A 24,480-nucleotide genomic window follows, 5' to 3' on the forward strand; every position below is an offset into this window, starting at 1 on the left:
AAACCATCCACGCATGGGGTGGGGTTATTGGCGGCGTACCGATTGCACGACCGACAGGCGGCGCAGGCGGCGCATCACTTCTGCCAGGTGGTTGCGGTCGCGCACCTGGATGTTGAACGCCAGCACGGCGGCGTTGAAGTCGCGGTCCAGGTAGTCCACGCGCTCGATGTTGGAATGGCTCTGTGCGATGGCGGCGGCCAGCTGCGCCAGCACGCCGGTGCCGTTCTCCACTTCCACCACCAGCGAGGTGTCGTAGTCGCCGGAGACGGTGGTGTCCCAGCCGATCGGCACCCAGCGCTCGGGCGACTTGCGCAGCTCGGCCAGGTTCGGGCAGTCCATGCGGTGCACCACGATGCCCTTGCCGGCGGTGTGGTAGCCCATGATCTCGTCGCCGGGTATCGGCTGGCAGCAGCCGGCGAAGGTGACCACGCCGCGTTCGCTGCCGTTGATCAGGATCTTCTCCTGCGAATGGTGACGCGAATGCGGGCCGCCACGCAGTTCGGCGTAGGCCATCAGCGCCTGTGCGGCCTGGGTCGGCATCCAGTTGCCCAGTGCGACCTCGGCCAGCAGCGCTTCCAGGCGCGGGAAGCGGTGTTCGGCCAGGAACGCGTCCAGGCGGCCTTTCGGCAGGCGCTCCAGCGACGAATCCATCGCTTCCAGCGCGCGGTCGAGCATGCGGTGGCCGAGCTGCACGGCGTCTTCGTGCTCCAGCTGCTTGAGCTGGTGGCGGATGGCGGTGCGCGCCTTGCTGGTCACCACGAATTCCAGCCACTGCGGTTTCGGCGTGGCCGAGCGAGCGGTGATGATCTCCACCGACTGCCCCGACACCAGCTTGGTGCGCAGTGGCACCAGTTTCTTGTCCACGCGCGAGGCCACCGCCATGTTGCCCACGTCGGTATGCACGGCGTAGGCGAAATCAAGCGCGGTGGAGTTGCGCGGCAGCGCCAGGATCTTGCCCTTCGGGGTGAACAGGTAGACCTCGTCCGGGAACAGGTCGACCTTGACGTTGTCGAGGAACTCCAGCGAGGAACCGGCGGCGCGCTGCGAGTCGATCAGCTCGACGATCCAGGCGTGGGCACGGCTCTGCGCGCTGTTGGGCGAGTCACCACCGAACTTGTAGGTCCAGTGCGCGGCCACGCCGCGTTCGGCGATCAGGTCCATTTCCTCGGTACGGATCTGCACTTCGATCGGCGAGCCATACGGCCCGAACAGCACCGTGTGCAGTGACTGGTAACCGTTGGCCTTGGGAATGGCGATGAAATCGCGGAAGCGCCCATCCAGCGGCTTGAAGGTGGCGTGCACCGAACCCAGCGCGTGGTAGCAGCTGGGCACGCTGCGCACGACCAGGCGGAAGCCGAACACATCCATCACCTGGTCGAAGGATTTGTTCTCGTCGCGCATCTTGTTGTAGATGCTCCACGGGGTCTTGATGCGGCTGATCAGCCGATGCTCGATCCCCTCCTTGGCCAGGCGCTGCGACAGCTGCACTTCCACCTGCGCCATCGCTTCGCGGCGCACCACCGGCTGGCTGCGGATGTGTTTTTCGATGATGGCGTGGCGCCATGGGTAGAGCGCCTTGAACCCCAGGTTCTGCAGCTCGCTCTTGACCAGGCTCATGCCCAGGCGCTGGGCGATGGGCGCGTAGATCTCCAGCGTCTCGCGGGCGATGCGGCCGCGCGCTTCGCGGCTCTGCGCGCCCAGCGTGCGCATGTTGTGCAGGCGGTCGGCCAGCTTGATCATGATCACGCGCAGGTCGCGCGACATCGCCAGCAGCATCTTGCGGAAGCTCTCGGCGGCCGCTTCCTGGCGGTCGCGGAACTTCAGCTTGTCCAGCTTGGTAACGCCGTCGACCAGTTCGGCCACGGCTTCGCCGAACTCGGCGGCCAGCGCCTCGCGGGTCAGCGGGGTGTCTTCGATGGTGTCGTGCAGGATCGCGGCGATCAGCGCTTCCACGTCCAGGCCGAGCTCGGCCAGCACCTGGGCCACGGCCACCGGATGGGTGATATAGGGCTCGCCCGACTTGCGCGTCTGCCCAGCGTGCGCGGAGGCTCCGACTTCCCAGGCACGGCGCAACAGCGGCAGCTGTTCCGGCGGCAGGTAATGGGCGGCGCGTTCAAGCTGGAGGACATAGTCGGGTACGGCGGCAGCGGGGGCTGCGGCGACCTTGGCAGTGGGGCCTGGGTTCATGCCCGAAGCCTATTCCAGCGCGACGTTTACGGCAAATCCTGAATGCGAAACAGCCCGCACGGGGCGGGCTGTTCGGTGTATCCAACGATTACGTTGATCGATGCGATCAATCGTCGTTCTTGGACATGTCTTCGTCGGCGACCACTTCGGCGGCAGCCCACTCCAGCGCTTCGCGCTCGGCGCGCTCACGCTCGGCCTTCTCGACTTCGTCGATCAGGGCGTTGTCGATCTTGCGGGCGGCGATTTCGCGCAGCGCCAGCACGGTCGGCTTGTCCTCGGTCTCGCTGTTGTCCAGCGTGGCCTGCACGCCGTTGGCGAGCTGGCGGGCACGCTTGGACGCCATCATGACCAGTTCGAAACGGTTGTTAACGACTTCCAGGCAATCTTCTACGGTGATGCGGGCCATACGGGCTCCCGGCGACCGGTCGGCCGCTCAGTCGAATGAGGGAAAGGGGACGGAGTGTACTGGCAGGGGCTGGACAAAATCAAGCCAACCCCTACCCGATTCTTTTGGAATCAGTCAGTTGCACCCGGATCGGGGGTCAGCAGCGCCTGGATCAGGCCGGCGTGGCGGACCTTCTGGGCCTCCCGGCGCAGGCGGCTGGCAGTGAAGATGGCGCACAGCTCGTCCACGGCAGTGTCGAATACCTCGTTGACGATGACGTAGTCGAACTCGTTGAAGTGCAGCATTTCATCGCGGGCTGCCCCCAGCCGCTGGGCGATGACCGCTTCGCTGTCCTGGCCGCGCTTGCGCATGCGGTCCTGCAAGGCCTGCTTGGACGGCGGCAGGATGAACACGGTGACCGTGCCCGGCACCAGCTGGCGCACCTGCTGCGCGCCCTGCCAATCGATCTCCAGCAGCACGTCCTGGCCGGCGGCCAGCTGCGGTTCCACCGACTGCCGGGCCGTGCCCTTCCAGTCGCCGTGCACCCAGGCGTGTTCGAAGAAGTCGCCGGCGGCGATCATCTGCTCGAACTTCTCGGCACTGACGAAGTGGTAGTGCTGGCCGTTCACCTCACCGGGGCGCATCGCGCGCGAGGTGAAGGAGATCGACAGGGCGATCTGCGGGTCACGCGCCAGGGTGGCATTGACGATGCTGCTCTTGCCGGCGCCGGACGGGGCGGCCACGATGTACAGCGTGCCGCGCGCAACGGCGTCCGACGGCTTCGACGGGGCGCTCATGCGCGGAACCCAATTGGTTGATTTCGCAAAATTTTTCCTCGGTGTTCCAGGTCCGGCGCGGAGGATCGCGCCAGGACGGCGGGGGCTGCGCGGAACATCCTGGAACCAGGCCCGGCAGACGCTTCCCCAGGGGGCGGGCACGCAACTTTACCAGAGCAGGCCCTTTCCGGGCCCGTCCGGCAGGCGCCGCGCCTTGTGCCACATGGGCATCCGGAGGCCTGTGCTATAACCGGCCCGTACCCAACGACAGCCCGGAGGCCTGCGCCTCCCCGCCATCCCAGGAGAACGGCATGCCATCGATGAGCCGCCGCCAGTTCCTGAAAGTGACCGGGACAACCCTGGTCGGCTCCAGCCTGGCACTGATGGGCTTCGCGCCCGGCATCGCGCTCGCGGAGGTCAGGCAATACAAGCTGACCCGCGCGACCGAGACCCGCAACACCTGTACCTACTGTTCGGTGGCCTGCGGCATCCTGATGTACAGCCTCGGCGATGGCGCCAAGAACGCCGAGCCGAGCATCTTCCACATCGAGGGCGACCCGGACCATCCGGTCAACCGCGGCACGCTGTGCCCGAAGGGTGCCGGCCTGGCCGACATCATCCACAGCAAGTCGCGCCTGCTCTACCCCGAGTACCGCGCGCCGGGCTCGAACGAGTGGAAGCGGCTGAGCTGGGACGATGCGCTGGACCGCATCGCGCGGCTGATGAAGGAAGACCGCGATGCCAACTTCGTGCAGAAGAACGAAGCCGGGCAGACGGTCAACCGCTGGCTGACCACCGGCATGCTGGCGGCCTCGGCCACCAGCAATGAAACCGCGGTACTGACCCACAAGGTCGTCCGCTCCCTTGGCATGCTGGCATTCGACAACCAGGCACGTGTCTGACACGGCCCGACGGTGGCAGGTCTTGCCCCGACGCTAGGCCGTGGTGCGATGACGAATCACTGGGTCGACATCAAGAATGCCGACCTGATCCTGATCATGGGTGGCAATGCCGCCGAGGCGCATCCGTGCGGGTTCAAATGGGTGACCGAGGCCAAGGCGCACAACAAGGCCCGGCTGATCGTGGTCGATCCGCGCTTCAACCGCTCGGCCGCGGTGGCCGATGTGTACGCGCCGATCCGCACCGGTACCGACATCGTGTTCCTGGGCGGCCTGATCAACTACCTGCTGACCGAGGACCGCATCCAGCACGAGTACGTGCTGAACTACACCGACATGTCGTTCCTGGTGATGGACGAGTTCGCCTTCAAGGACGGCCTGTATTCGGGCTACAACGAAGAGAAGCGCAGCTACGACCGTTCCAGCTGGGACTACGCCTACGGTGACGATGGCTTCGTGCGCAGCGACCCGACGCTGAAGGACCCGCGCTGCGTCTACAACCTGCTGAAACAACACTACGCGCGTTACACCGTGGAGATGGTCGAGCGCATCTGCGGCACGCCGGCCGACAGCATCCGCCAGGTGTGGGACATGATCGCGTCCACCGCCGGCAAGGACAAGGCGATGACCATCCTGTACGCGCTGGGCTGGACGCAGCACTCGATCGGCGCGCAGAACGTGCGTGCCGGCACCATGGTGCAGCTGCTGCTGGGCAACATCGGCGTGGCCGGTGGTGGCATGAACGCGCTGCGCGGGCACTCCAACATCCAGGGCCTGACTGACATCGGCCTGATGTCCGACCTGCTGCCCGGCTACCTGACGCTGCCGAAACAGGATGAGCAGGACTACAACGCGTACATCGCCAAGCGCACGCAGAAGCCCCTGCGCGCCAACCAGATGTCGTTCTGGCAGAACTACCCGAAGTTCCACGTCAGCCTGATGAAATCGTGGTGGGGCGATGCCGCCACCGCCGACAACAACTGGTGCTTCGATTACCTGCCCAAGCTCGACAAGCCGTACGACATGCTGCAGGCGTACGAGCTGATGAACGAGGGCAAGATCCATGGCTACATCTGCCAGGGCTTCAACCCACTGGCTTCGGCGCCGAACAAGGGCAAGCTGATCAGCGCGTTCTCCAAGCTGAAGTTCATGGTCAGCATGGATCCGCTGGAAACCGAGACCATCGCCTTCTGGCAGAACCACGGCGCACTGAACGACGTCGACCCGAGCACGATCCAAACCGAAGTGTTCCGCCTGCCCACCACCTCCTTCGCCGAGGAGAACGGCGCGGTGGTCAATTCATCGCGCTGGCTGCAGTGGCACTGGAAGGGGGCCAACCCGCCGGGCGAAGCGCGCAGCGACATCGAGATCATGTCCGAGCTGTTCCATCGCATCAAAGCGATGTACGAGAAGGATGGCGGTGCGTGGTGGGAGCCGGTGCGCGACCTGGCCTGGAAGTACGCCAACCCGGAGCTGCCGACGCCGGAAGAACTGGCGATGGAATACAACGGCAAGGCGCTCGTGGACGTGTTCGATCCGAAGGATCCGACCAGGCTGGTGCGCAAGGCCGGCGAGCAGCTGGCGACGTTCGGCGACCTGCGCGACGACGGCAGCACCGCCTCCGGCTGCTGGATCTACATCGGCGCCTGGGGCCCGAGCGGCAACATGATGGCGCGGCGTGACAACAGTGACCCGACCGGCATCGGCAACACCCTGGGCTGGGCCTGGGCGTGGCCGGCCAACCGCCGCGTGATGTACAACCGCGCCTCGTGCGACGTGGCCGGCCAGCCCTTCGATCCGCGCCGCACGCTGCTGGCCTGGAACGGCAAGAACTGGGGCAACGTGGACGTGCCGGACTTCAAGGCCGACGAAGATCCCGCCGACGGGATGGGCCCGTTCATCATGAACCCGGAAGGCATCGCCCGCTTCTTCGCCAAGGCCGGCATGGCCGAGGGACCGTTCCCGGAGCACTACGAGCCCTTTGATACGCCGCTGCGCAGCAACCCGCTCAGCCCCGGCCAGGCGCTGACACTGAACAACCCGGCGGCACGCGTGTTCGCCAGCGACCGTGCACAGATCGGTTCGCCGGACGAGTTCCCGCATGTGGCCACCACCTACCGCCTGACCGAGCATTTCCACTTCTGGACCAAGCACGGCAAGTTGAACGCCATCATCCAGCCCGAGCAGTTCGTCGAGATCGGCGCGGCATTGGCCGACGAGCTGGGCATCACCAACGGCAGCCGCGTTCGCGTGAGTTCCAAGCGTGGCCATATCGAAGCCGTTGCGATGGTGACCAAGCGGATCAAGGCCCTGCAGATCGATGGAAAGACCGTGCACCAGGTGGGCGTGCCGATCCACTGGGGCTTCCTCGGTGCGGCCAAGCCCGGATATATCGCCAATACGCTGACCAATGCCATCGGTGACGGCAACTCGCAGACGCCCGAATCGAAGTGCATCCTGGTCAAGGTCGAGAAGGTGTAGGAGAAACGCCATGTCACTGCAATCGCTGGACATCATCCGCCGCTCGGCCACCACCACGCCCTCACCGGAGGCGCGCGGTGCGCACACCGGCCAGGTCGCCAAGCTGATCGATGTGAGCAAGTGCATCGGCTGCAAGGCCTGCCAGGTCGCCTGCATGGAGTGGAACGACCTGCGCGACGAAGTGGGCAGCTGCGTTGGCAGCTATGACAACCCGCCCGATCTGAGCGAACAGTCGTGGACGGTGATGAAGTTCCGCGAGTACGAGGACGAAAAGGGCAAGCTGGAGTGGCTGATCCGCAAGGAGGGCTGCATGCACTGCAGCGACCCGGGCTGCCTGAAGGCCTGCCCGTCGCCCGGCGCGATCATCCAGTATGCCAACGGCATCGTCGACTTCCAGGAAGAGAACTGCATCGGCTGCGGCTACTGCGTGACCGGCTGCCCGTTCGACGTACCGCGCATCTCCAAGAAGGACCACAAGGCCTACAAGTGCACGCTGTGTTCGGACCGGGTGGCGGTCGGTCAGGAGCCGGCATGCGTGAAGACCTGCCCGACCGGGGCGATCACCTTCGGCAGCAAACAGGCGATGACCGAGCATGCCGCCGGTCGCGTGGAAGACCTGAAATCGCGCGGCTACGAGAATGCCGGCCTGTACGACCCGCAGGGCGTCGGCGGTACCCATGTGATGTACGTGCTGCAGCACGTGGACAAGCCCGAGCTGTACGCCGACCTGCCCAAGGACCCCCGCATCAGCCCGATGGTGGAAGTCTGGAAGGGCGTGGCCAAGCCGCTGGGCGTGCTGGCGATCGCTGCCACCGCTTTCGCCGGCTTCCTGCACTACATCGGCATCGGCCGCAACACGGTCAACGACGAGGAAGAAGAAGAAGCCGAGCACGAGTCGAAGAGGATCGAAGAGGAGCAGCGGCCATGAAGTACGCCCCGCACCCGCGGCAGATCGTCCGCTACCGCGCGCCGACCCGCATCAATCACTGGATCGTGGCGATCTGCTTCGTGCTGACCGCGCTGTCCGGGCTGGCGTTGTTCCACCCTGCCCTGTTCCCGTTGACCCAGCTGTTCGGTGGCGGCCCGTGGACGCGCATCCTGCATCCGTTCATCGGCCTGGCCATGGTGGTGGGCTTTGCGCTGCTGGCGTTGCGCATGTGGCGCGACAATCTACCGACCGCCGATGACCGCGCGTGGATGCGCGGCATGCGCGATGTGCTGCGCAACGAGGATGAAAAGCTGCCACCGGTCGGTCGCTTCAATGCCGGCCAGAAGCTGCTGTTCTGGGCCATCATCGGCTGCCTGTCAGCACTGCTGCTGACCGGCTTCGTGATCTGGCGGCAGTATTTCAGTCATTTCTTCCCGATCGGAGTGATCCGCTTCTCGGTGCTGGCCCATGCGCTGTTCGGCTGGGTGCTGGTCTGCGCGATCGTGGTGCACATCTATGCGGCGCTCTGGATCAAGGGATCGGTGCGGGCGATGACCCAGGGCAAGGTGACCTATGGGTGGGCGTACAAGCACCACCGCCAGTGGTTCCGCGACATCCTGCGCGGGCGCCGGGAACAGGGGTAGCGGCAGGGCCTGCGGCCCTGCACCCGCTTCAAGCCAAGGCAACAGCAACAGCGGCTATCCGTGGGATGGCGGGGTGGATCCGGTTGCGGGAGACGCTGCAAGTACCCCTCCGGGGCCCGGCCCAGCCGCTGGCGGCTGTGCGTTCGGGCGCTTGCGAAGCAGTGCTTCGCAAGCAAAGCGCCCTCACCCATGTAAGCTCGGTCGCCGCTTGCTCGTGTGCGCAATCCTGCGCACGCGGCAAGACCGGGGTTGGGCGTCCTGCCCAACCCGCCCGAGGCATGCCTCCGGCCCATGCGGCTCACGCTTCCGCAACCGGATCCACCCCGCCTTCGACAGTTGGCCGCGATCTGTCGGTGGGCGCCGACCGTTGGTCGGCACTGATCGAATCCCGACCAACGCTCGGGATCCACTTTCAACCAACCGATGGGGTCAGATCCGTTTTCCTGTGGAAAACGGATCTGACCCCAACCATTTCAGATGGCCGGCAACACGCTGGACGCCAGCGCCGACAACAGCGAGGATGGAGCCTGGTTCTTCTGGCTGGCCCTGCATGGCGCAACGCATCCTTGAACCCGGTGAGATCGAGACGCTCGCCTCGCGCGATGTGCCGCGCATCATCCTGCCTGATACCGAGTCGCTGTTCGCCACACGCGCGGCACGCCTGCGCAGCCTCGCCGCGCACAGTGCCATCGGCGGCTACCTGCAGCTGCTGGCGGCGCTGGCCGATGCACAGCAGGCGCTGCTGGAGGATCTGACACCGCAGCAACGCGAGGACCTGCAGGCACAGGCGCGTGCACAGCAGTCGAGCGCGGCGGCCAGCGCCGGCATGCCATTGCGGCCGGCCAACTCGCTGCAACTGGATGGGCGCTGGCGCGACTGGCTGCGCACGCTGTGCCGGCACTGTGCCGACGAGGCCGGGCTGCCTGCGGAAACCCGGCAGGAGCTGCAGCGCGTCGCGGCTGCTGATGATGCGTGGCTGGATGCACAGGCGCATGCGGTGCTGGAACGCGATGACGCGCCCTCGGTCGACGCCGTCGCTGCGCTGCTGGTGATGAACGCGCTGCAGGTGTACTGGGCGGTGCTCGCCGCCAGCTTCCATCCGACCGACCTGAAGCCGCTGGCCGATGCACCAGGGCTGTGCCCGCTCTGTGGCACGCTGCCGGTGGCCAGCGTGGTGCAGGCGCGCCCACCCTACGCCGCCTATCGCTACCTGTCGTGCTCGCTGTGTGCCTGCCAGTGGCATTACGTGCGCGTGCAGTGCAGCCAGTGCGGCGCCGCAGGCAAGGACATTGCCTATCGCGCCCTGGCCGATGTGGACGGTGACCGCGGCGAGGCGGTGCGCGAGAGTGCGGTGCGCGCCGAGACCTGCGACCACTGCCACAGCTATCGCAAGATCCTGTACCTGGAGAAAGATCCGTCACTGGAGCCGGTGGCCGATGACCTCGGCACGCTGGCGCTGGACCTGCTGCTGGCCGAGGAAGGCTATGCGCGCGCCAGCCAGAACCCGCTGCTGTGGCAATCCGACGGCGACTGACCTATGCCACGCACGCACGCCACACCGGTATCGGCCGCCGCCCTGCCTTCGCTGGACCGGCTGCTGCGCCTACCTGCGTTGTCGGCCATGATCGAACGCCACGGCCGCAGCCGCATCACCCAACTGCTGCGCGCACACCTGCAGGAACTGCGCGACCGTATCAGCGCCGCGCAGCTCTCGGCCGAACGCCTCGAACAGGCCATCAACGGCCCGTCGCTGGTCGCGGCGCTCGACGCCGCACTGGCGGCCGATGCACGGCTGGACCTGCAGCCGATCTTCAACCTGACCGGCACCGTGCTGCACACCAACCTGGGCCGCGCCCTGTTGCCCGATGTCGCTGTGCAGGCGGTCACCCGCGCAATGACAGTGCCGGTCGATCTGGAATTCGACATCACCCGCGGCCGCCGCGGCGACCGCGATGCACGGGTGCAGGCGCTGGTCTGCGAACTGACGGGCGCCGAAGCCGCCACCGTGGTCAACAACAATGCGGCGGCGGTTCTGCTGCTGCTCAACAGCCTGGCCAACCGCCGCGAGGTGGTCGTCTCGCGCGGCGAACTGGTGGAGATCGGCGGCGCCTTCCGCATTCCCGATGTGATGCGCAGCGCCGGCGCGCGACTGCTGGAAGTGGGCACCACCAACCGTACCCACCCGGCCGACTTCGCCCATGCCATCGGCGCCCGTACCGCGTTGCTGATGGAAGTGCATGCCAGCAACTACGCGATCACCGGTTTCACCGCCAAGGTCGACACTGCGGCAATGGCTGCGATCGCGCACGAGCACGGCCTGCCGCTGGTGGTGGACCTGGGCAGTGGCAGCCTGTGCGACCTGGCGACCTTCGGCCTGCCGCACGAGCCCACCGTGCAGGAAGCACTGGCGGCCGGCGCCGATCTGGTTTCGTTCAGTGGCGACAAACTGCTGGGCGGCCCCCAGGCCGGGATCATCGCCGGCCGCGCCGACCTGATCGCGCGGATCAACCGCAACCCGCTCAAGCGGGCGCTGCGCATGGACAAGATGGGCCTGGCCGCACTGGAAGCCGTGCTGGCCCTGTACCGCGAACCGGAACTGCTGGCACTGCGGCTGCCGACCCTGCGCAGCCTTTCGCGCCTGCGGGATGACATCGACGAGCAGGCACACCGCCTGCTGCAGCCGATGCGCGCGTCGCTGGCCGCCGACTATGCGCTTGAACGGGCTTCGATGTACAGCCAGATCGGCAGCGGCGCGCAGCCACAGGCGCAGCTGGCCAGCGCCGGACTGCGCGTTACCAGCGCGCGCCGCGGCGGGCTGGATCGCTTGGCCAAGCGCTTGCGCCAGCTGCCGCGGCCGGTGCTGGGCCGCATTGCCGATGACGCGCTTTGGCTGGACCTGCGCTGCCTGGAACCCACTGACGAAGCCGCCTTCCTCGCGCAATGGAGCACGCTGCAGGCATGATCGTTGGCACCGCCGGGCATATCGACCATGGCAAGACCAGCCTGGTGCGCGCACTGACCGGCATCGAAACCGATCGCCTGCAGGAAGAACGCACACGCGGCATCTCCATCGAGCTGGGCTATGCCTATGTCCCGGTGGAGAACACAGGCGGAGGGAATGCCGAGGCGACGCTGGGTTTCGTCGATGTGCCGGGCCATGAACGCTTCGTGCATACGATGGTGGCCGGCGCCACCGGCATCGATGTCGCCCTGCTGGTGATCGCCGCCGACGACGGTGTGATGCCGCAGACCCGCGAGCACCTGGCAATCCTGCAGTTGCTGGGCGTGGATCGCGGTGCAGTCGCCCTGACCAAGATCGACCGCGTGGACGCCGCGCGCATCGCCCGGGTCGAGATCGAGATCGCCGCGCTGCTGGCCGGAACGCCGCTGCAGGATTCCCCCGTATTCGCCTGCAACAGCACCGTACCCGACGATGCTGGCATCAACGCGCTGCGTACCCAGCTGCACGCGTGGGCGTCGGACGACGCCAACACGCGCCAGGCCGAACTGCGCGGCGAGCTGTTCCGCATGCCGGTGGACCGCGTGTTCTCGCTGGCCGGCCACGGCACGCTGGTGACCGGCGCAGTGCACGGCGGCATCGCTGCCGTGGGTGAGCATCTGCAGCTGATGCCGGCCGCCACGGACGTGCGCGTACGCAGCATCCACGCGCAGAACCAGGCCAGCGAACACGCCATGGCCGGGCAGCGCTGCGCGTTGAACCTGGCTGCCATCGCCCGCGACGACATCCACCGTGGCGACTGGATCGCCGACCCGCGCGCCCTGCTGGCGACCCGTCGCGTCGACGTGCGCCTGCGGCTTTCCGCACTGGCCGCACCGTTGCGGGACTGGGCGCCGCTGCACATCCACTGGGGCACGATGCACCGGCAGGCCCATGTGGTGCTGCTGGAGGATGTCGATCACGGCGACGGACAGTTGGTGCAACTGGTGTTCGATGCACCGGTCTGCGCGATGTGCGGTGATCGATTCATCGCCCGTGATTCAGCGGCCATCCGCACGCTGGGTGGTGGCATCGTGCTCGATCCGGACCCACCACAGCGGCGCCGGCGCAGCCCGGCACGGCTCGCCTGGCTGGGCGCACTGGAGCAGCTGGCGGCAGGGGCAGGAATCGGCCCGCTGTTGCAGCAGGCTTCCTTCGGCATAGCCATGGCCGCCCTGCAACGCTACTGCCGGCGCGCGGCCGACCGGATCGATCTGCCTGCAGACACACGGCGCATCGTCACCCGCGAAGACACGGTGGTCATCCTTGCTTCGCACTGGCAGGCGCTTCGCGAACAGGTGACCATGTCGCTGCGCAGCTGGCACGAGCGACGTCCGGATGAACCCGGTGTTGATAGCGGGCGCCTGCAGCGCAGTACGCTGCCCGCGCTTGCAACGAGCCTGTGGAATGCTCTGCTGCAGGGCCTGCTGGACGACGGCAGCGTGCAGCGCGTGGGCGCCTGGTGGCGCCTGCCCGGCCATGACCATGCGCCGCCGGAACGCGAGCGACTTCTGCTGGAACGCGTGCTGCCGCAACTGCACGCCGGTCGCTTTGATCCACCGTGGGTGCGCACGCTGGCCACCGACGCCGGTCTGGCCGAAGACGAGGTCCGCGCCGTCCTGCGCCGCGCCACCGCGCGTGGCGAACTGTTCCAGGTAGTGCCGGACCTGTTCTATGCACCGGCCCGCATTGCCGAGCTGGCCGCGATCGTCGCGCAGCTGTCGCAGGCCACCGGCACGGTGGATGCGGCCACCTTCCGCGATGCCATCGGCCTGGGCCGCAAGCGCAGCATCCAGATCTTGGAGTTCTTCAATCGCGTTGGCTACACTCGACGCGTCGGTGACCAGCATCGGCCGCGCGGAGACCTGCAGTGGAACGCAGCCCGCGACTGAGCCCACCGGTACCGCCGTACTTTCGGAAGGCATGCGCATCCGGGCATGCGGCTGGGCTTCAAACCCAGTAGGGGGCGTCGATCGTTCCCTGGTAGGTTCGACTCCTGCTGCCTTCCGCCATTGGTGTTTCCGCAGGAGATGTCGGCATGGCCACGCACGCGCAGTCCCCCGCCCCTTCAACGGCCGATGCCCCGCAACGACTGACTTCGCTGGCACACGGCGGCGGCTGCGGCTGCAAGATCGCGCCGGGCGTGCTGTCCGAACTGCTGCGGGGCGTGCCAGCGCTTCCGGCACCGGCCGAACTGCTGGTCGGCCGCGAGACCAGCGACGACGCCGCGGTGTACCGCCTCGATGATCGCCAGGCAATCGTCGCCACTACCGATTTCTTCATGCCGATTGTGGACGACCCGTTCGACTTCGGCCGCATCGCTGCCACCAACGCGCTGTCGGACCTGTATGCGATGGGGGCACGACCATTGTTCGCGCTGGCCATCGTCGGCATGCCGATCAACACGCTGCCGCAGGAGACCATCCGCGGCATCCTGCAGGGCGGCGAGCGTGCCTGCGCCGATGCCGGCATCGTGGTCGCTGGAGGCCACAGCATCGATTCGGTGGAACCCATCTATGGCCTGGCCGCGATCGGCGTGCTCGACCCGCAGCGGCTCAGGCGCAATGCCGATGCCCGCGCCGGCGATGTACTGGTGCTGGGCAAGCCGCTGGGCGTGGGCGTGTATTCGTCGGCGCTGAAGAAAGAAGTGCTGGATGCCGAGGGCTACCAGCAGATGATCGCGTCGACCACCCGCCTGAATACCGTGGGCGTGCCGCTGGCCGCGCTGGACGGTGTGCACGCGATGACCGACGTCACCGGTTTCGGCCTGCTCGGCCACCTGCTGGAAGTGTGCCGGGCCAGTGGCGTTGCCGCCGAAGTGGACAGCGCGCAGATCCCGCTGCTGCCGCAGGCCTTGGACCTGCTGCAGCGCGGCTGCGTAACCGGCGCCTCCAATCGCAACTGGGCCTCGTATGGTGCGGAGGTGCGTTTCGCCGATGGGTTGTCGGCACACTGGCAGCCGCTGCTGACCGACCCACAGACCAGCGGTGGGCTGCTGGTGTCCTGCGCCCCTGAAGCGGTGGACGCGGTGCTGGCCTGCTTCCACGACGCAGGGTTCGGCCAGGCGGCCGTGGTGGGGCGGCTGGGCGAAGGAGCGCCAGGCGTCAGCGTGCGCTGATGCGCTGAAACGACAAGGGCGCCCGAAGACGCCCCTGCTGTACCGCGGGATGCAGCATCACTCGATGTTCTGCACCTGTTCGCGGATCTGGTCGATCAGCACCTTCAGCTCCACCGCGGCATTGGACGTACGGCTGTCCACCGACTTCGAGCCCAGCGTATTGGCTTCGCGGTTGAACTCCTGCAGCAGGAAGTCCAGGCGGCGACCGACCGGCTCGCGCTGTTTGAGCACGCGGCGGATCTCGATGATGTGGCTGCCGAGGCGGTCCAGCTCCTCATCCACGTCCAGCTTCTGCAGCCACAGCACCAGCTCCTGTTCGGCACGACCAGGGTCGACCGGGTGCGGCAGGTCAGCCAGGCGGGCGGCCAGCTTGGCGCGCTGGCCGTCGCGAATGGCCGGAATCAAGGTGCGCACTTCGGTGGCGATGCGTTCGATGCCGTCCACGCGCTCGCTGATGGCGGCCGACAACTTGCCGCCTTCGCGCTCACGGGCCTCGACGAAGCCGTCCAGCACCTGGTCCAGCAGGGCCAGTGCCTCGGCCTGCAGGGCGGCGGCATCGGTGGCCTCGCCGCGGGTCACGCCGGGCAGCTGCAGCAGCTCGGTGAAGCTGACCTGCAGATTGGGGAAATCCGAGGTCAGCCGGTGCGCCAGGCGGCCCAGCTGGCCCAGCAGGGCCTCGTCCACCTGCAGGTTGGCCGCTGCCTCCGGTGCACGCAGGCGCATCACCAGATCCAGCTTGCCACGGCTCAGGCGTGCGGCGATGCGCTCGCGCAGCTGCGGTTCCAGCGCCCGCAGTTCTTCGGGCAGGCGGGTGCCGACCTCCAGGAAGCGGTGGTTGACCGAGCGCAGCTCGCAGCCCAGCGTGCCCCACGGGGTGACCCGCTCGCCGCCGGCATAGGCGGTCATGCTTCGAATCATGGAATGTGTCCGGTGCGTGCAAAGGGGGAATGGTACCCTAGCGCCCTCACCAGAGCCCCCTTGCCCGCCCCGTGAAGGCCGCGGGCGTGGCGGCGTACTCCCTCGCCATTACGGAACCCCGCACCATGTCCGATTCCCGCCCCAGCGGCCGCCAGCCCGACCAGCTCCGCGCGGTCGTCATCCAACGCGGCTTCACCCGCCACGCCGAAGGGTCGGTACTGGTGTGCTTCGGTGAAACCCGTGTGCTGTGCACCGCCAGCGTCGAGAACCGCGTGCCGGGCTTCCTGCGCGGCAAGGGCGAAGGCTGGGTGACTGCCGAGTACGGCATGCTGCCGCGCGCCACCCACACCCGCAGCGACCGCGAAGCAGCCCGTGGCAAGCAGGGCGGTCGCACGCTGGAGATCCAGCGCCTGATCGGCCGCAGCCTGCGCGCGTGCGTGGACCGCAACGCGCTGGGCGAGCGCACCATCACCTTGGACTGCGACGTGCTGCAGGCCGACGGTGGCACCCGCACCGCCGCCATCACCGGCGCCTACGTGGCCCTGGTCGATGCGGTGAACGTGCTGATGAAGCGTGGCGACATCAAGCGCAACCCGATCCTGGGCGCAGTGGCGGCGGTGTCGGTGGGCGTGTACCGCGGCACCCCGGTGCTGGACCTGGACTACGCCGAAGACAGCGACTGCGACACCGACATGAACGTGGTGATGAACGACGGTGGCGGCTTCATCGAACTGCAGGGCACCGCCGAAGGCCACGCCTTCCGTCGCGATGAACTGGACGCGCTGCTGGGCCTGGCCGAAAAGGGCGTGGCCGAGCTGCTGGCCGCGCAGCAGGCGGCGCTGTCGGCATGAACCGGCGCCTTGCCCTGACCACCCTGGTGGTGGCCGACTATGACGAAGCCATTGCCTGGTACACCGGCAAGCTCGGCTTCACGCTGCTGGAAGACATCGACCAGGGCCGCAAGCGCTGGGTGGTGGTCGGCCCGACCGACGGCAGCGCCGCCGCCCTGTTGCTGGCCCGTGCCAGCGACGAGGCACAGCGCAGCCGCATCGGCAACCAGACCGGTGGCCGCGTCGCCTTCTTCCTCAACACCGACGACTTCCACCGCGACCACGCGGCGATGCTGGCCGCCGGCGTCGAGTTCCTGGAAGCGCCGCGCGAAGAACCCTATGCAACGGTCGCGGTGTTTCGCGATCTGTATGGCAACACCTGGGACCTGCTGGAGCCCCGTCAATGAAGAAACTGGTACTGGCCAGCCACAACACCGGCAAGCTGGTGGAGATGCAGGAGATCCTCGCCGACCTGCCGCTGCAGATCACCTCGGCCGCCGAACTGGGCCTGGGCGACGTGGAAGAGACCGGCCTGACCTTCGTCGAGAACGCGCTGCTGAAGGCACGCGCGGCCTGCGAAGCGACCGGCCTGCCGGCACTGGCCGATGATTCAGGCCTGATCGTCGATGCCCTCGGCGGCGCGCCCGGCCTGTACAGCGCGCGCTATGCCGGCCACCCGACCAACGCGGCGGCCAACAACGCCAAGCTGCTGGACGCAATGGCCGACATTCCCGACGGCCAGCGCAGCGCCCGCTTCTATGCGGTGATCGTGCTGCTGCGCCACGCCACCGACCCGCAGCCGTTGATCTGCGAAGGCCGCTGGGAAGGACAGATCATCCGCGAGCTGCGTGGCACGAATGGTTTTGGCTACAACCCGGTATTCCTGGACACCACCCACGGCCTGACCGCCGCGGAAATGGAGCCGGCACTGAAGAATGCCATCAGCCACCGTGCCATCGCCCTGCAGCAGCTCAAGCAGCAGCTGGCGACGCTGTACTGACGCCGCCTGATCGAACCAGGGAAGCCGGCCAGTGGCCGGCACTACCGATGAAGCCCATGCCGCACGCCCACGACCACTGCAACCACCTGCCCGGCGAAGCCTGCTCCGCTGCCCACGACAGCCCGCCGCGGCTGGTGCCGCCACCGCTGTCGCTGTACGTGCACCTGCCGTGGTGCGTGCGCAAGTGCCCGTACTGCGATTTCAATTCGCACCAGGCCAAGGGTGAACTGCCGTTCGATGCCTACATCGACGCGCTGCTGCGTGACCTGGACCAGGACCTGCCACTGGTCTGGGGCCGGGTGGTGCACAGCGTGTTCTTCGGCGGCGGTACGCCCAGCCTGTTCCCGCCGGAAGCGATCGACCGTTTCCTGCAGCAGGCCAGCGCACGCCTGCGCTTCGCGCCCAATGCCGAAATCACGCTGGAAACCAACCCGGGCACCGCCGAGCATGGCCGCTTCGACCGCTACCGCGCGGCCGGCGTGAACCGCCTCAGCTTCGGCATCCAGAGTTTCGACGACGCCATGCTCAAGCGCCTGGGCCGCATCCACGACAGTAGCGAAGCCGAGCGCGCGGTGAAGATGGCGCAGGACGCGGGCTACGACAACGTCAACATCGACCTGATGTACGCGCTGCCGGAACAGACCCTGGCCGGTGCCGAGGCCGATCTGGAACGTGCATTTGCACTGCAACCGGCCCATATCTCGCACTACCAGCTGACCCTGGAACCGAACACGGTGTTCTTCGCGCGTCCGCCGCAGGGCATTCCCGATGAAGACAATGCCTGGGACATGCAGGAGCACTGCCAGGCGCTGCTGGCGCAGGCCGGTTTCAGCCAGTACGAAGTCAGCGCCTACGCACGCCCCGGTCGGCAGAGTGCGCACAACCTGAACTACTGGCGCTTCGGTGACTATCTGGGCATCGGTGCCGGCGCGCACGGCAAGATCAGCTCGGGTGCCGAAGAACACGTGCTGCGCCGCTGGAAACTGAAGCACCCGCAGGCCTACCTGGACAGCGCCGGCACGCCGGCCTCGTTCGGTGGTGACGATGTGATCGCGCCCGCGCGCCTGCCGTTCGAATACATGCTCAACCTGCTGCGCCTGCACGAAGGCTTCGGCCTGCGCGATTTCGAGTCGCGCACCGGGCTGCCGCGCAGCGTTCTGGACGCGCCCCTGGGCGAGGCCGTGCAGCGCGGCTGGCTGGACGTGGCGGATGGCCACGTGCAGCCGACCGAGCTGGGCCGTCGATTCACCAACGACGTGGTGAGCCTGTTCCTGGAGGACTAGACCTTCCGCCGTAGCGGGTAGCGCCGGCCGCTGGCCGGTACTCCGGTGGAGACAGCGTTGCCGGCCAGCGACCGGCACCACCGTTCATCCGTCGTCCCTCCCCAGCGGACGTGAGACACGTTCACCCTAAAGTAGCGCCGACTGCGGCCGACACGGTAGATTCACAAGATCGATCCGCGGGAATCCGGGTACCGCTCGCCGATGTCAGCTGTCTTTTCCATTACCTCTGCCGACAAAGCCCGCCTGGCCGCCAGCGACCTGCCACCGCGGGTGCGTGAGCTGCTGGGCGCGTTGATCGGCCTGTGCCGGCAGACGCTGGCCGCGCCGCTGATCCTGACCGTCGAAGCGTTGGAGCAGACGCTGCTGCACGACGCGGATCGCGCGCGCAATCCGCAGCTGCAGGCGGAGCTGATGGCCCGGCGCGGCCAGTTGCATGCCTTTTCCGGTCATTTCGCTGACCGCATGCTTGATGCCGTGGCCGATGCGCTGATACGGCTGCGCGAACCCACGGCCCACTTCAGCCCCGGTTCCACGCCACCGCCACTGCCCGGCATGCTCGGGCTGTCGCTGGTCGATGAACATGAAGTGGACCGCGACCTGCTGCTGACCGAGATGGTGCGGCGGGAAACGCTGCGCTCGACCAACACGCTGAACCTGCTGGGCCAACGCCTGGGCGTACTGGCGGCAGCACCGGCCTTCGAGGCCGACACCCTGCCGCTGGCACCGCAGGCACTGTGCGCCATGCTGCGCCGGATTGCCGAACAGGATTCGCTCGCTGTCGACGTTCAGCTGGCGCTGTACCGCAGCTTCGAACGCCAGGTGCTGGAACGCCTGGGCGACATCCTCGACCGTGCCAATGCCCTGTTGGCCCAGCACGGCGTGCTGCCCGGCCTGGTCTACACCCCCTATCTGGCGCGTTCATCGAGCACCCGGCGGATCATCACCCAGTCGGTGGGCGGTGGTCGCACCACGCAGCCGGCAAAGCGTGCCGCCGCGCCACTGACCGGCTGGAACGGATCGGCACCGGCCGGCTCCTGGTCGAGCCTGGTGCAGGACGCTTTCCAGGATGACAGCACGGCCGGTGCGGCCTTGCCGGGCCTGACCACCTCCACGGGCAGCGCGCTGCATGCGCTGCTGCAGCAGGCACGCCATGCCAGCGCAGCACCTGCGGATCGCGATGCTGTGCCGAGCGCGGCCGTGGATGCGGTCCTCGCACGCCTGCAGGCGCAGTCCAGCGCCGCCACCGGCGTAGCCGACCTGCAGGCGGCCGTGGTGGCGCAACTGCGCAGCGAGCATGGCACGCAGGCCCAGCTGGGCAGCCACGACCGCGACAGCCTCGACCTGCTGCGCATGCTGATGCAGCAGGTGCAGCAGCAGCAGCGTCCGGACCCGGTGCCGGCCGCCCTGCTGGCGCGCCTGCAGGTACCGCTGGCACGTGCGGCAATGGCCGACCCCGGCTTCTTCGTGCGCGACGAGCACCCCGCGCGCGAACTGCTCAACCAGATTGCCGAAGTCGGCGCCAACTGGCTGGGCGACGATGACGTCGACCCGCAGTTGCTGCAGCGCATGGCGCAGAGCGTGCAGGGCCTGCTGGGCCAGGATGCGCGGGCGCCGGAGGCCTTCGCCAGCGCGAACGAGGACGTGCAGCAGCATCAGCGTGCCGCAGCGCATCGCGCCGAGTTGGCCGAACGCCGCCATGTCGAAGCTGCACGCGGCAAGGAGCGGCTGGAACTCGCGCGGCGACAGGCCAGTGCACAGATCGACCAGTGCTGCGACGCGCAGGAGCCGCCCCGCTTCGTGCAGACCCTGCTGCGTCAGGCCTGGGCCGATGCCCTCACCCTGACCCGCCTGCGCCACGGCGACGATTCACCGCAGTGGCAGGAACGCCTGCAGCAGACCCAACGCATCGCCGCCATCACCGCGCAACCCGTTGATGCGCCCGGCGGCACCGATGCAACGCTTGCTGCCGAAGTCGAGGCCGCCCTGCTGCAGGTCGGCTACCACGCCGAGGAAGCCGCCGCCGTCGCACGCAGGCTGGCCACGCCTGGCGGCGAGGACGAGAGCACCTCGCGTACCGAACTCAGTGCCCGCCTGAAGGCACGCGCGCGCCTGGGCGAGCACGCCGGTACGGCCGCCGGCACGACGCCCGCCACACCGCGCAGCAGTGCCGAGGAAGCCGCTTACCAGCAGCTGTCCTCCCTGCCCTTCGGCAGCTGGTTCGACATCGATACCGGCGATGGCACGCTGCGCCGCCAGCGCCTGTCCTGGTACAGCCTGCTGACCGGCCACGCCCTGCTGGTCAATCCGCGCGGGCAGAAGATCGCCGATACCGACCTGGATACGCTGGCCCGGCAGATCAGCGCCGGCCAGGCGCAGCTGGTCACTGAGGACAAGGCCCGGCTGGTTGACCGTGCCTGGGAGGCCAGCCTTGGCGCATTGCGTGCATTGGCGGCCGGCCATACGCAGGAGACCTCCGCATGATCACCCAACCGCCGCAGGACACCCGGCGCGCGCCGCGCCGCCAGGTCTCGGACCTGGTACCGGTCACCGACCAGATGCGCGAAAGCGTGGTGGGCCGGCTCGGCAATATCTCCGAAACCGGCATGCTGATGCTGGCCAGCGCACCGTTGCGCGAGGATGCGCTGTACCAGTTGCGCTTCCCCTTGCCGTTGGGCGACGGCCGCCACCAGGACATCGACGTGGGCGTGCACCTGCTGTGGAGCGAACCTGCACACGCCCCCGGACAGAGCTGGACCGGCTTCCGCTTCCTCACCCTGTCGCGCGAGCATCGGCAGCTGCTGCGCCAGTGGGTGGGCGAAGACAGCGACGAGGGGCCGGTTTCGACGGCCTGAGTGCCGGTTCCAGCACAGCGGTTTTTCCCGGTATGCGGCAGAATCTAGGGCCGTTTTCCGTGTCGAGCCACCGCAATGATCCAGCAAGACCCCGGCGCCCTGTATTCCGACCACCTGGCCGTGCTGTGCCGACGTGCCGAACAGGCGCTGGCCCGCGGCGGCTTCGATCACCTGGTGGTGCCTAGCGGCACCCTGCACTACCAGGTGTTCGATGATCGCGACTATCCGTATGCGGTGAACCCCCAGTTCAAGGCCTGGCTGCCGCTCACCCGCGTGCCCAACAGCTGGATTGTGTTCACCCCGGGCAAGCGCCCGGCGGTGATCTTCCACCAGCCCTTCGACTACTGGCACGTGGTGCCGGATGCCCCCAGCGGCTGGTGGGTGGATCACTTCGACATCCACATCATCCGCAAGCCGGAAGACGCGCTGGCGCTGCTGCCGGCCGATCCATCGCGCTGCGCGATCCTCGGCGAGCCGCAGAGCGCGCTGGGCAGCTACGTGCCGAACAACCCGGCCCCGGTGGTGAACTACCTGGAATGGCACCGCGGCAGCAAGACACCGTATGAGATCGCACTGATGCGCCAGGCCCAGGTGCTGGGCGTGCGCGGCCACCGCGCTGCCGAGGCCGCATTCCGCAATGGCGCCGACGAGTTCAGCATCCACATGGCGTACTGCCAGGCGGTCGGCCAGGACGCCAACGAGCTGCCGTACGGCAATATCGTGGCGTTGAACGAACATGCCGCCGTGCTGCACTACACCGAGCTGGGCCGCAAGGCACCGCAGCCGCTGCGCAGCTTCCTGATCGATGCCGGCGCCAGTGCCCACGGCTACGCCAGCGACATCACCCGTACCTACGCCGCGCAGGGCCACGACGAGTTTGCGGCGATGATCGCCGCCGTCGACGCTGCCCAGCAGCAGATGTGCGCAGCGGTGCGCCCGGGCTTCGACTACAAGCAGCTGCACGTGGACGCACATCTTTCGCTGATGGGCGTACTGAAGGACTTCGGCGTGATCAAGGTCTCGCCGCAGACCGCGCTGGAGACCGGCGTCAGCGCCGCGTTCTTCCCGCATGGTATCGGCCACCTGATCGGCCTGCAGGTGCACGACGTGGCCGGTTTCGCGGCCAGCGACGAAGGCGGCCGCATCGAGCGCCCGGCGGGCCACCCGTACCTGCGCCTGACCCGCGTGCTGGAGCCGGGCATGGTGGTGACCATCGAACCGGGCCTGTACTTCATCGACATGCTGTTGAATGAAGTGAAGGACGCTGGCCACGGTGATGCGATCAACTGGGACCGCGTGGACTTCTTCCGTCCGTATGGCGGCATCCGCATCGAAGACGAAGTGCTGTGCACTGATGGCGAGGCGGACAACCTGACGCGGCCGGCGTTTGCGGCGGCCAACGGCTGAGCCCCTCGTGGTTGGGCGCTCAGAGCAAAAGCCGCGCTTGGCGGGGCGGGTGGGCCATGCAGGGGACGCTGCAAGTACGTCCCTGTAAGCTCGATGGCGCCATCCATGGCGCCAACGCCCCTGCATGGCCCACCCGCCCCACCTTTGACAGTTTCCTGCGCGTCCAACCACGGAAAAGAAAAAAGAAAAGCAGAAGCGGGTCGCTCGCTGCGCTCGCTCTGTGTCGACCAAGGTCGACACCTACCAACAGCCGCGTGAACCTGTCGAAGGCGGGGTACTGTGGGTTTGCGAGGTGTGAGCCGCATGGATGCGGCGACCAAGCCTACAAGGACGTACTTGCGGCGGCCCCGCAAACCCACAGTACCCCGCCATCCCACGGAATGCCGCTGTTGCGGTTGCTGTTGCTGTGGCCTCTTCAGGTGCAGGGCTGCAAGCCCTGCCGAAAACCCCTACCCCGCCATCACCGCTTCGATCTCATCGGCGCTGCGCGCCAGGCCCTCGGTCAGCACGCGATGGCCGTCATCGGTGATCAGCACATCGTCTTCAGTGCGGATGCCGATACCGCGCCAACGCGGTTCCACCGTCGTGTCGTCCACGCCGATGTACAGCCCCGGCTCGATGGTGAACGCCATGCCAGGCTCCAGAAGGCGTGAATCACCGGCGAGGCGGTAATCGCCCACATCGTGCACGTCCAATCCGATCCAGTGGCCGGTCTTGTGCCGGTAGAAGCGCTGGTACAGGCCTTCGGACAGATTCTTTTCCAGCGTGCCCTTCAGCAGGCCCAGCCGCAGCAGGCCCTCGGTCAAGGTCTGCACTGCGGCCAGGTGACCGGCCTCGTACGGCACGCCCGGCTTGGCCTGGGCCAGCGCCGCCGCCTGCGCCTCGCCGACCAGGTCGTGCAGCGCGCGCTGCTCGGCACTGAAGCGGCCGTTCACCGGGAAGGTGCGGGTGATGTCGCTGGCGTAGCCACGGTACTCGGCGCCGGCGTCGATCAGCACCAGCTCGCCATCGCGCGACCGCGCGTTGTTGTCCCGGTAATGCAGGATGCAGCCGTTGCGGCCGGCACCGACGATGCTGCAATACGCAGGTACCGCATCGCTGGCGCGGAACACGCGTTCCAGCTCGGCCTGCAGTTCATACTCGTGGATGCCGGCCCTGGCGGCCTTCATCGCCGCCAGATGCGCACGCACGCTGATCTGTGCGGCGTGGTGCATCAGTGCCACTTCGGCGCCGGATTTGAACAGGCGCTGCTCGTGCAGCAGGTGGCCCAGCTCCAGGAACTCATGGGGCGGCTGCGCACCGTGGCGTACCTGCGAGCGCACGCGGTTGACCCAGCCGATCAGCTTCAGATCGAAGTCGGCGTCGCGGCCGAAGTGGTAGTAGACGCGCGAGCGCCCTTCCAACAGGCCCGGCAGGATGTCGTCCAGATCATCGATCGGGTAGGCATCGTCCATGCCGTACTGCGCTACCGCGCCTTCCTGGCCGGCGCGGCTGCCGTCCCAGGCCTCGCGCTCGGCATCGCGCTCGCGGCAGAACAGGATGGCCTCGCCGTGGCGGCGGCCCGGAATCAGCACCAGCACCGCTTCCGGTTCCGGGAAGCCGCTCAGGTACTGGAAATCCGAATCCTGGCGGAACGGATAATGGGTATCGAGGCTGCGCACCTTCTCGGCTGCGGCCGGCAGCACCAGGATCGCATCCTCGCCAGCCATGTCCATCAGCTGGCGGCGGCGACGCTTGTATTCGCCGGCCGCGATGCCGGTGCGCTGCCTGATAT

General features: G+C 67.5%; 19 protein-coding genes and 1 tRNA gene. 15 read left to right on the top strand and 5 right to left on the bottom strand.

The window, feature by feature from the left end; translation table 11 throughout:
* Positions 1-24: 24 nt before the first annotated feature.
* From AC2A1N_RS15050 to gmk, 3 genes are all read right to left on the bottom strand, one after another.
* On the bottom strand, positions 25-2,187 hold the full coding sequence (locus tag AC2A1N_RS15050) for a RelA/SpoT family protein (RefSeq protein ID WP_005410876.1): 2,163 nt from the start codon (positions 2,185-2,187) through the stop codon (positions 25-27).
* A 106-nt stretch (positions 2,188-2,293) separates the two neighbouring features.
* Positions 2,294-2,593, bottom strand: coding sequence for a DNA-directed RNA polymerase subunit omega (gene rpoZ, locus AC2A1N_RS15055; RefSeq protein ID WP_005410877.1), 300 nt, complete (start codon positions 2,591-2,593; stop codon positions 2,294-2,296).
* Between the two features lie 110 nt (positions 2,594-2,703).
* A complete protein-coding gene (gene gmk, locus AC2A1N_RS15060; protein WP_005410878.1) occupies positions 2,704-3,369 on the bottom strand; it encodes a guanylate kinase in 666 nt (221 codons plus the stop codon).
* A gap of 290 nt (positions 3,370-3,659) precedes the next feature.
* Here gmk and fdnG point away from each other — a divergent pair, with 290 nt between their 5' ends.
* From fdnG to selD, 8 genes are all read left to right on the top strand, one after another.
* Positions 3,660-6,728 carry a formate dehydrogenase-N subunit alpha gene (gene fdnG / locus AC2A1N_RS15065; protein ID WP_156476696.1) on the top strand — a complete coding sequence of 1,023 codons (3,069 nt, stop codon included), beginning with the start codon at positions 3,660-3,662 and terminating at the stop codon, positions 6,726-6,728.
* 10 nt (positions 6,729-6,738) lie between these two features.
* The gene (gene fdxH, locus AC2A1N_RS15070) at positions 6,739-7,656 is read left to right on the top strand and encodes a formate dehydrogenase subunit beta (protein ID WP_484372746.1); all 918 of its coding nucleotides are present in this window, start codon (positions 6,739-6,741) and stop codon (positions 7,654-7,656) included.
* On the top strand, positions 7,653-8,300 hold the full coding sequence (locus AC2A1N_RS15075) for a formate dehydrogenase subunit gamma (RefSeq protein ID WP_061480581.1): 648 nt from the start codon (positions 7,653-7,655) through the stop codon (positions 8,298-8,300). Before fdxH ends, AC2A1N_RS15075 begins: the two co-directional genes overlap by 4 nt.
* Positions 8,301-8,850: 550 nt before the next feature.
* Entirely contained in the window at positions 8,851-9,834 is a 984-nt protein-coding gene (fdhE, locus tag AC2A1N_RS15080; RefSeq protein WP_484372748.1) for a formate dehydrogenase accessory protein FdhE, read from the top strand.
* Positions 9,835-9,837: 3 nt separating this feature from the next.
* Positions 9,838-11,262, top strand: coding sequence for an L-seryl-tRNA(Sec) selenium transferase (selA, locus tag AC2A1N_RS15085; protein ID WP_484372750.1), 1,425 nt, complete (start codon positions 9,838-9,840; stop codon positions 11,260-11,262).
* Positions 11,259-13,190, top strand: coding sequence for a selenocysteine-specific translation elongation factor (selB, locus tag AC2A1N_RS15090; RefSeq protein WP_484372752.1), 1,932 nt, complete (start codon positions 11,259-11,261; stop codon positions 13,188-13,190). The genes selA and selB overlap by 4 nt, the downstream gene beginning before the upstream one ends.
* A 24-nt stretch (positions 13,191-13,214) precedes the next feature.
* Positions 13,215-13,310 (top strand) — tRNA-Sec (locus tag AC2A1N_RS15095).
* A 26-nt stretch (positions 13,311-13,336) separates the two neighbouring features.
* Positions 13,337-14,416: a selenide, water dikinase SelD gene (gene selD / locus AC2A1N_RS15100; protein WP_242893383.1), complete on the top strand. Its 1,080-nt coding sequence runs from the start codon at positions 13,337-13,339 to the stop codon at positions 14,414-14,416.
* 57 nt (positions 14,417-14,473) lie between these two features.
* Here the strand turns inward: selD and AC2A1N_RS15105 are convergent, their stop codons facing one another.
* Positions 14,474-15,334 carry a YicC/YloC family endoribonuclease gene (locus AC2A1N_RS15105; RefSeq protein WP_061480720.1) on the bottom strand — a complete coding sequence of 287 codons (861 nt, stop codon included), beginning with the start codon at positions 15,332-15,334 and terminating at the stop codon, positions 14,474-14,476.
* Positions 15,335-15,459: 125 nt separating this feature from the next.
* Between AC2A1N_RS15105 and rph the strand changes: the two genes are divergently transcribed.
* The 7 genes from rph to pepQ all read left to right on the top strand — a co-directional run bounded on the left by rph (position 15,460) and on the right by pepQ (position 22,706).
* Entirely contained in the window at positions 15,460-16,185 is a 726-nt protein-coding gene (gene rph, locus AC2A1N_RS15110) for a ribonuclease PH (RefSeq protein WP_061480721.1), read from the top strand.
* Entirely contained in the window at positions 16,182-16,571 is a 390-nt protein-coding gene (locus AC2A1N_RS15115; RefSeq protein WP_134968834.1) for a VOC family protein, read from the top strand. Before rph ends, AC2A1N_RS15115 begins: the two co-directional genes overlap by 4 nt.
* On the top strand, positions 16,568-17,164 hold the full coding sequence (rdgB, locus tag AC2A1N_RS15120) for an RdgB/HAM1 family non-canonical purine NTP pyrophosphatase (protein ID WP_154351365.1): 597 nt from the start codon (positions 16,568-16,570) through the stop codon (positions 17,162-17,164). Before AC2A1N_RS15115 ends, rdgB begins: the two co-directional genes overlap by 4 nt.
* Positions 17,165-17,220: 56 nt before the next feature.
* A complete protein-coding gene (gene hemW, locus AC2A1N_RS15125) occupies positions 17,221-18,447 on the top strand; it encodes a radical SAM family heme chaperone HemW (protein WP_484372756.1) in 1,227 nt (408 codons plus the stop codon).
* Between the two features lie 201 nt (positions 18,448-18,648).
* Complete coding sequence (locus AC2A1N_RS15130) at positions 18,649-20,928, top strand: DUF1631 family protein (RefSeq protein ID WP_484372758.1); 2,280 nt, start codon at positions 18,649-18,651, stop codon at positions 20,926-20,928.
* The gene (locus AC2A1N_RS15135; protein WP_005418979.1) at positions 20,925-21,299 is read left to right on the top strand and encodes a PilZ domain-containing protein; all 375 of its coding nucleotides are present in this window, start codon (positions 20,925-20,927) and stop codon (positions 21,297-21,299) included. The genes AC2A1N_RS15130 and AC2A1N_RS15135 overlap by 4 nt, the downstream gene beginning before the upstream one ends.
* 75 nt (positions 21,300-21,374) lie before the next feature.
* Positions 21,375-22,706 carry a Xaa-Pro dipeptidase gene (pepQ, locus tag AC2A1N_RS15140; protein WP_484372760.1) on the top strand — a complete coding sequence of 444 codons (1,332 nt, stop codon included), beginning with the start codon at positions 21,375-21,377 and terminating at the stop codon, positions 22,704-22,706.
* Between the two features lie 449 nt (positions 22,707-23,155).
* Here the strand turns inward: pepQ and AC2A1N_RS15145 are convergent, their stop codons facing one another.
* Positions 23,156-24,478, bottom strand: a complete 1,323-nt coding sequence (locus AC2A1N_RS15145; protein ID WP_134968839.1) for an aminopeptidase P N-terminal domain-containing protein — start codon at positions 24,476-24,478, stop codon at positions 23,156-23,158.
* Between the last annotated feature and the right edge of the window lie 2 nt (positions 24,479-24,480).

Source organism: Stenotrophomonas maltophilia group sp. SKK55, assembly GCF_057179845.1.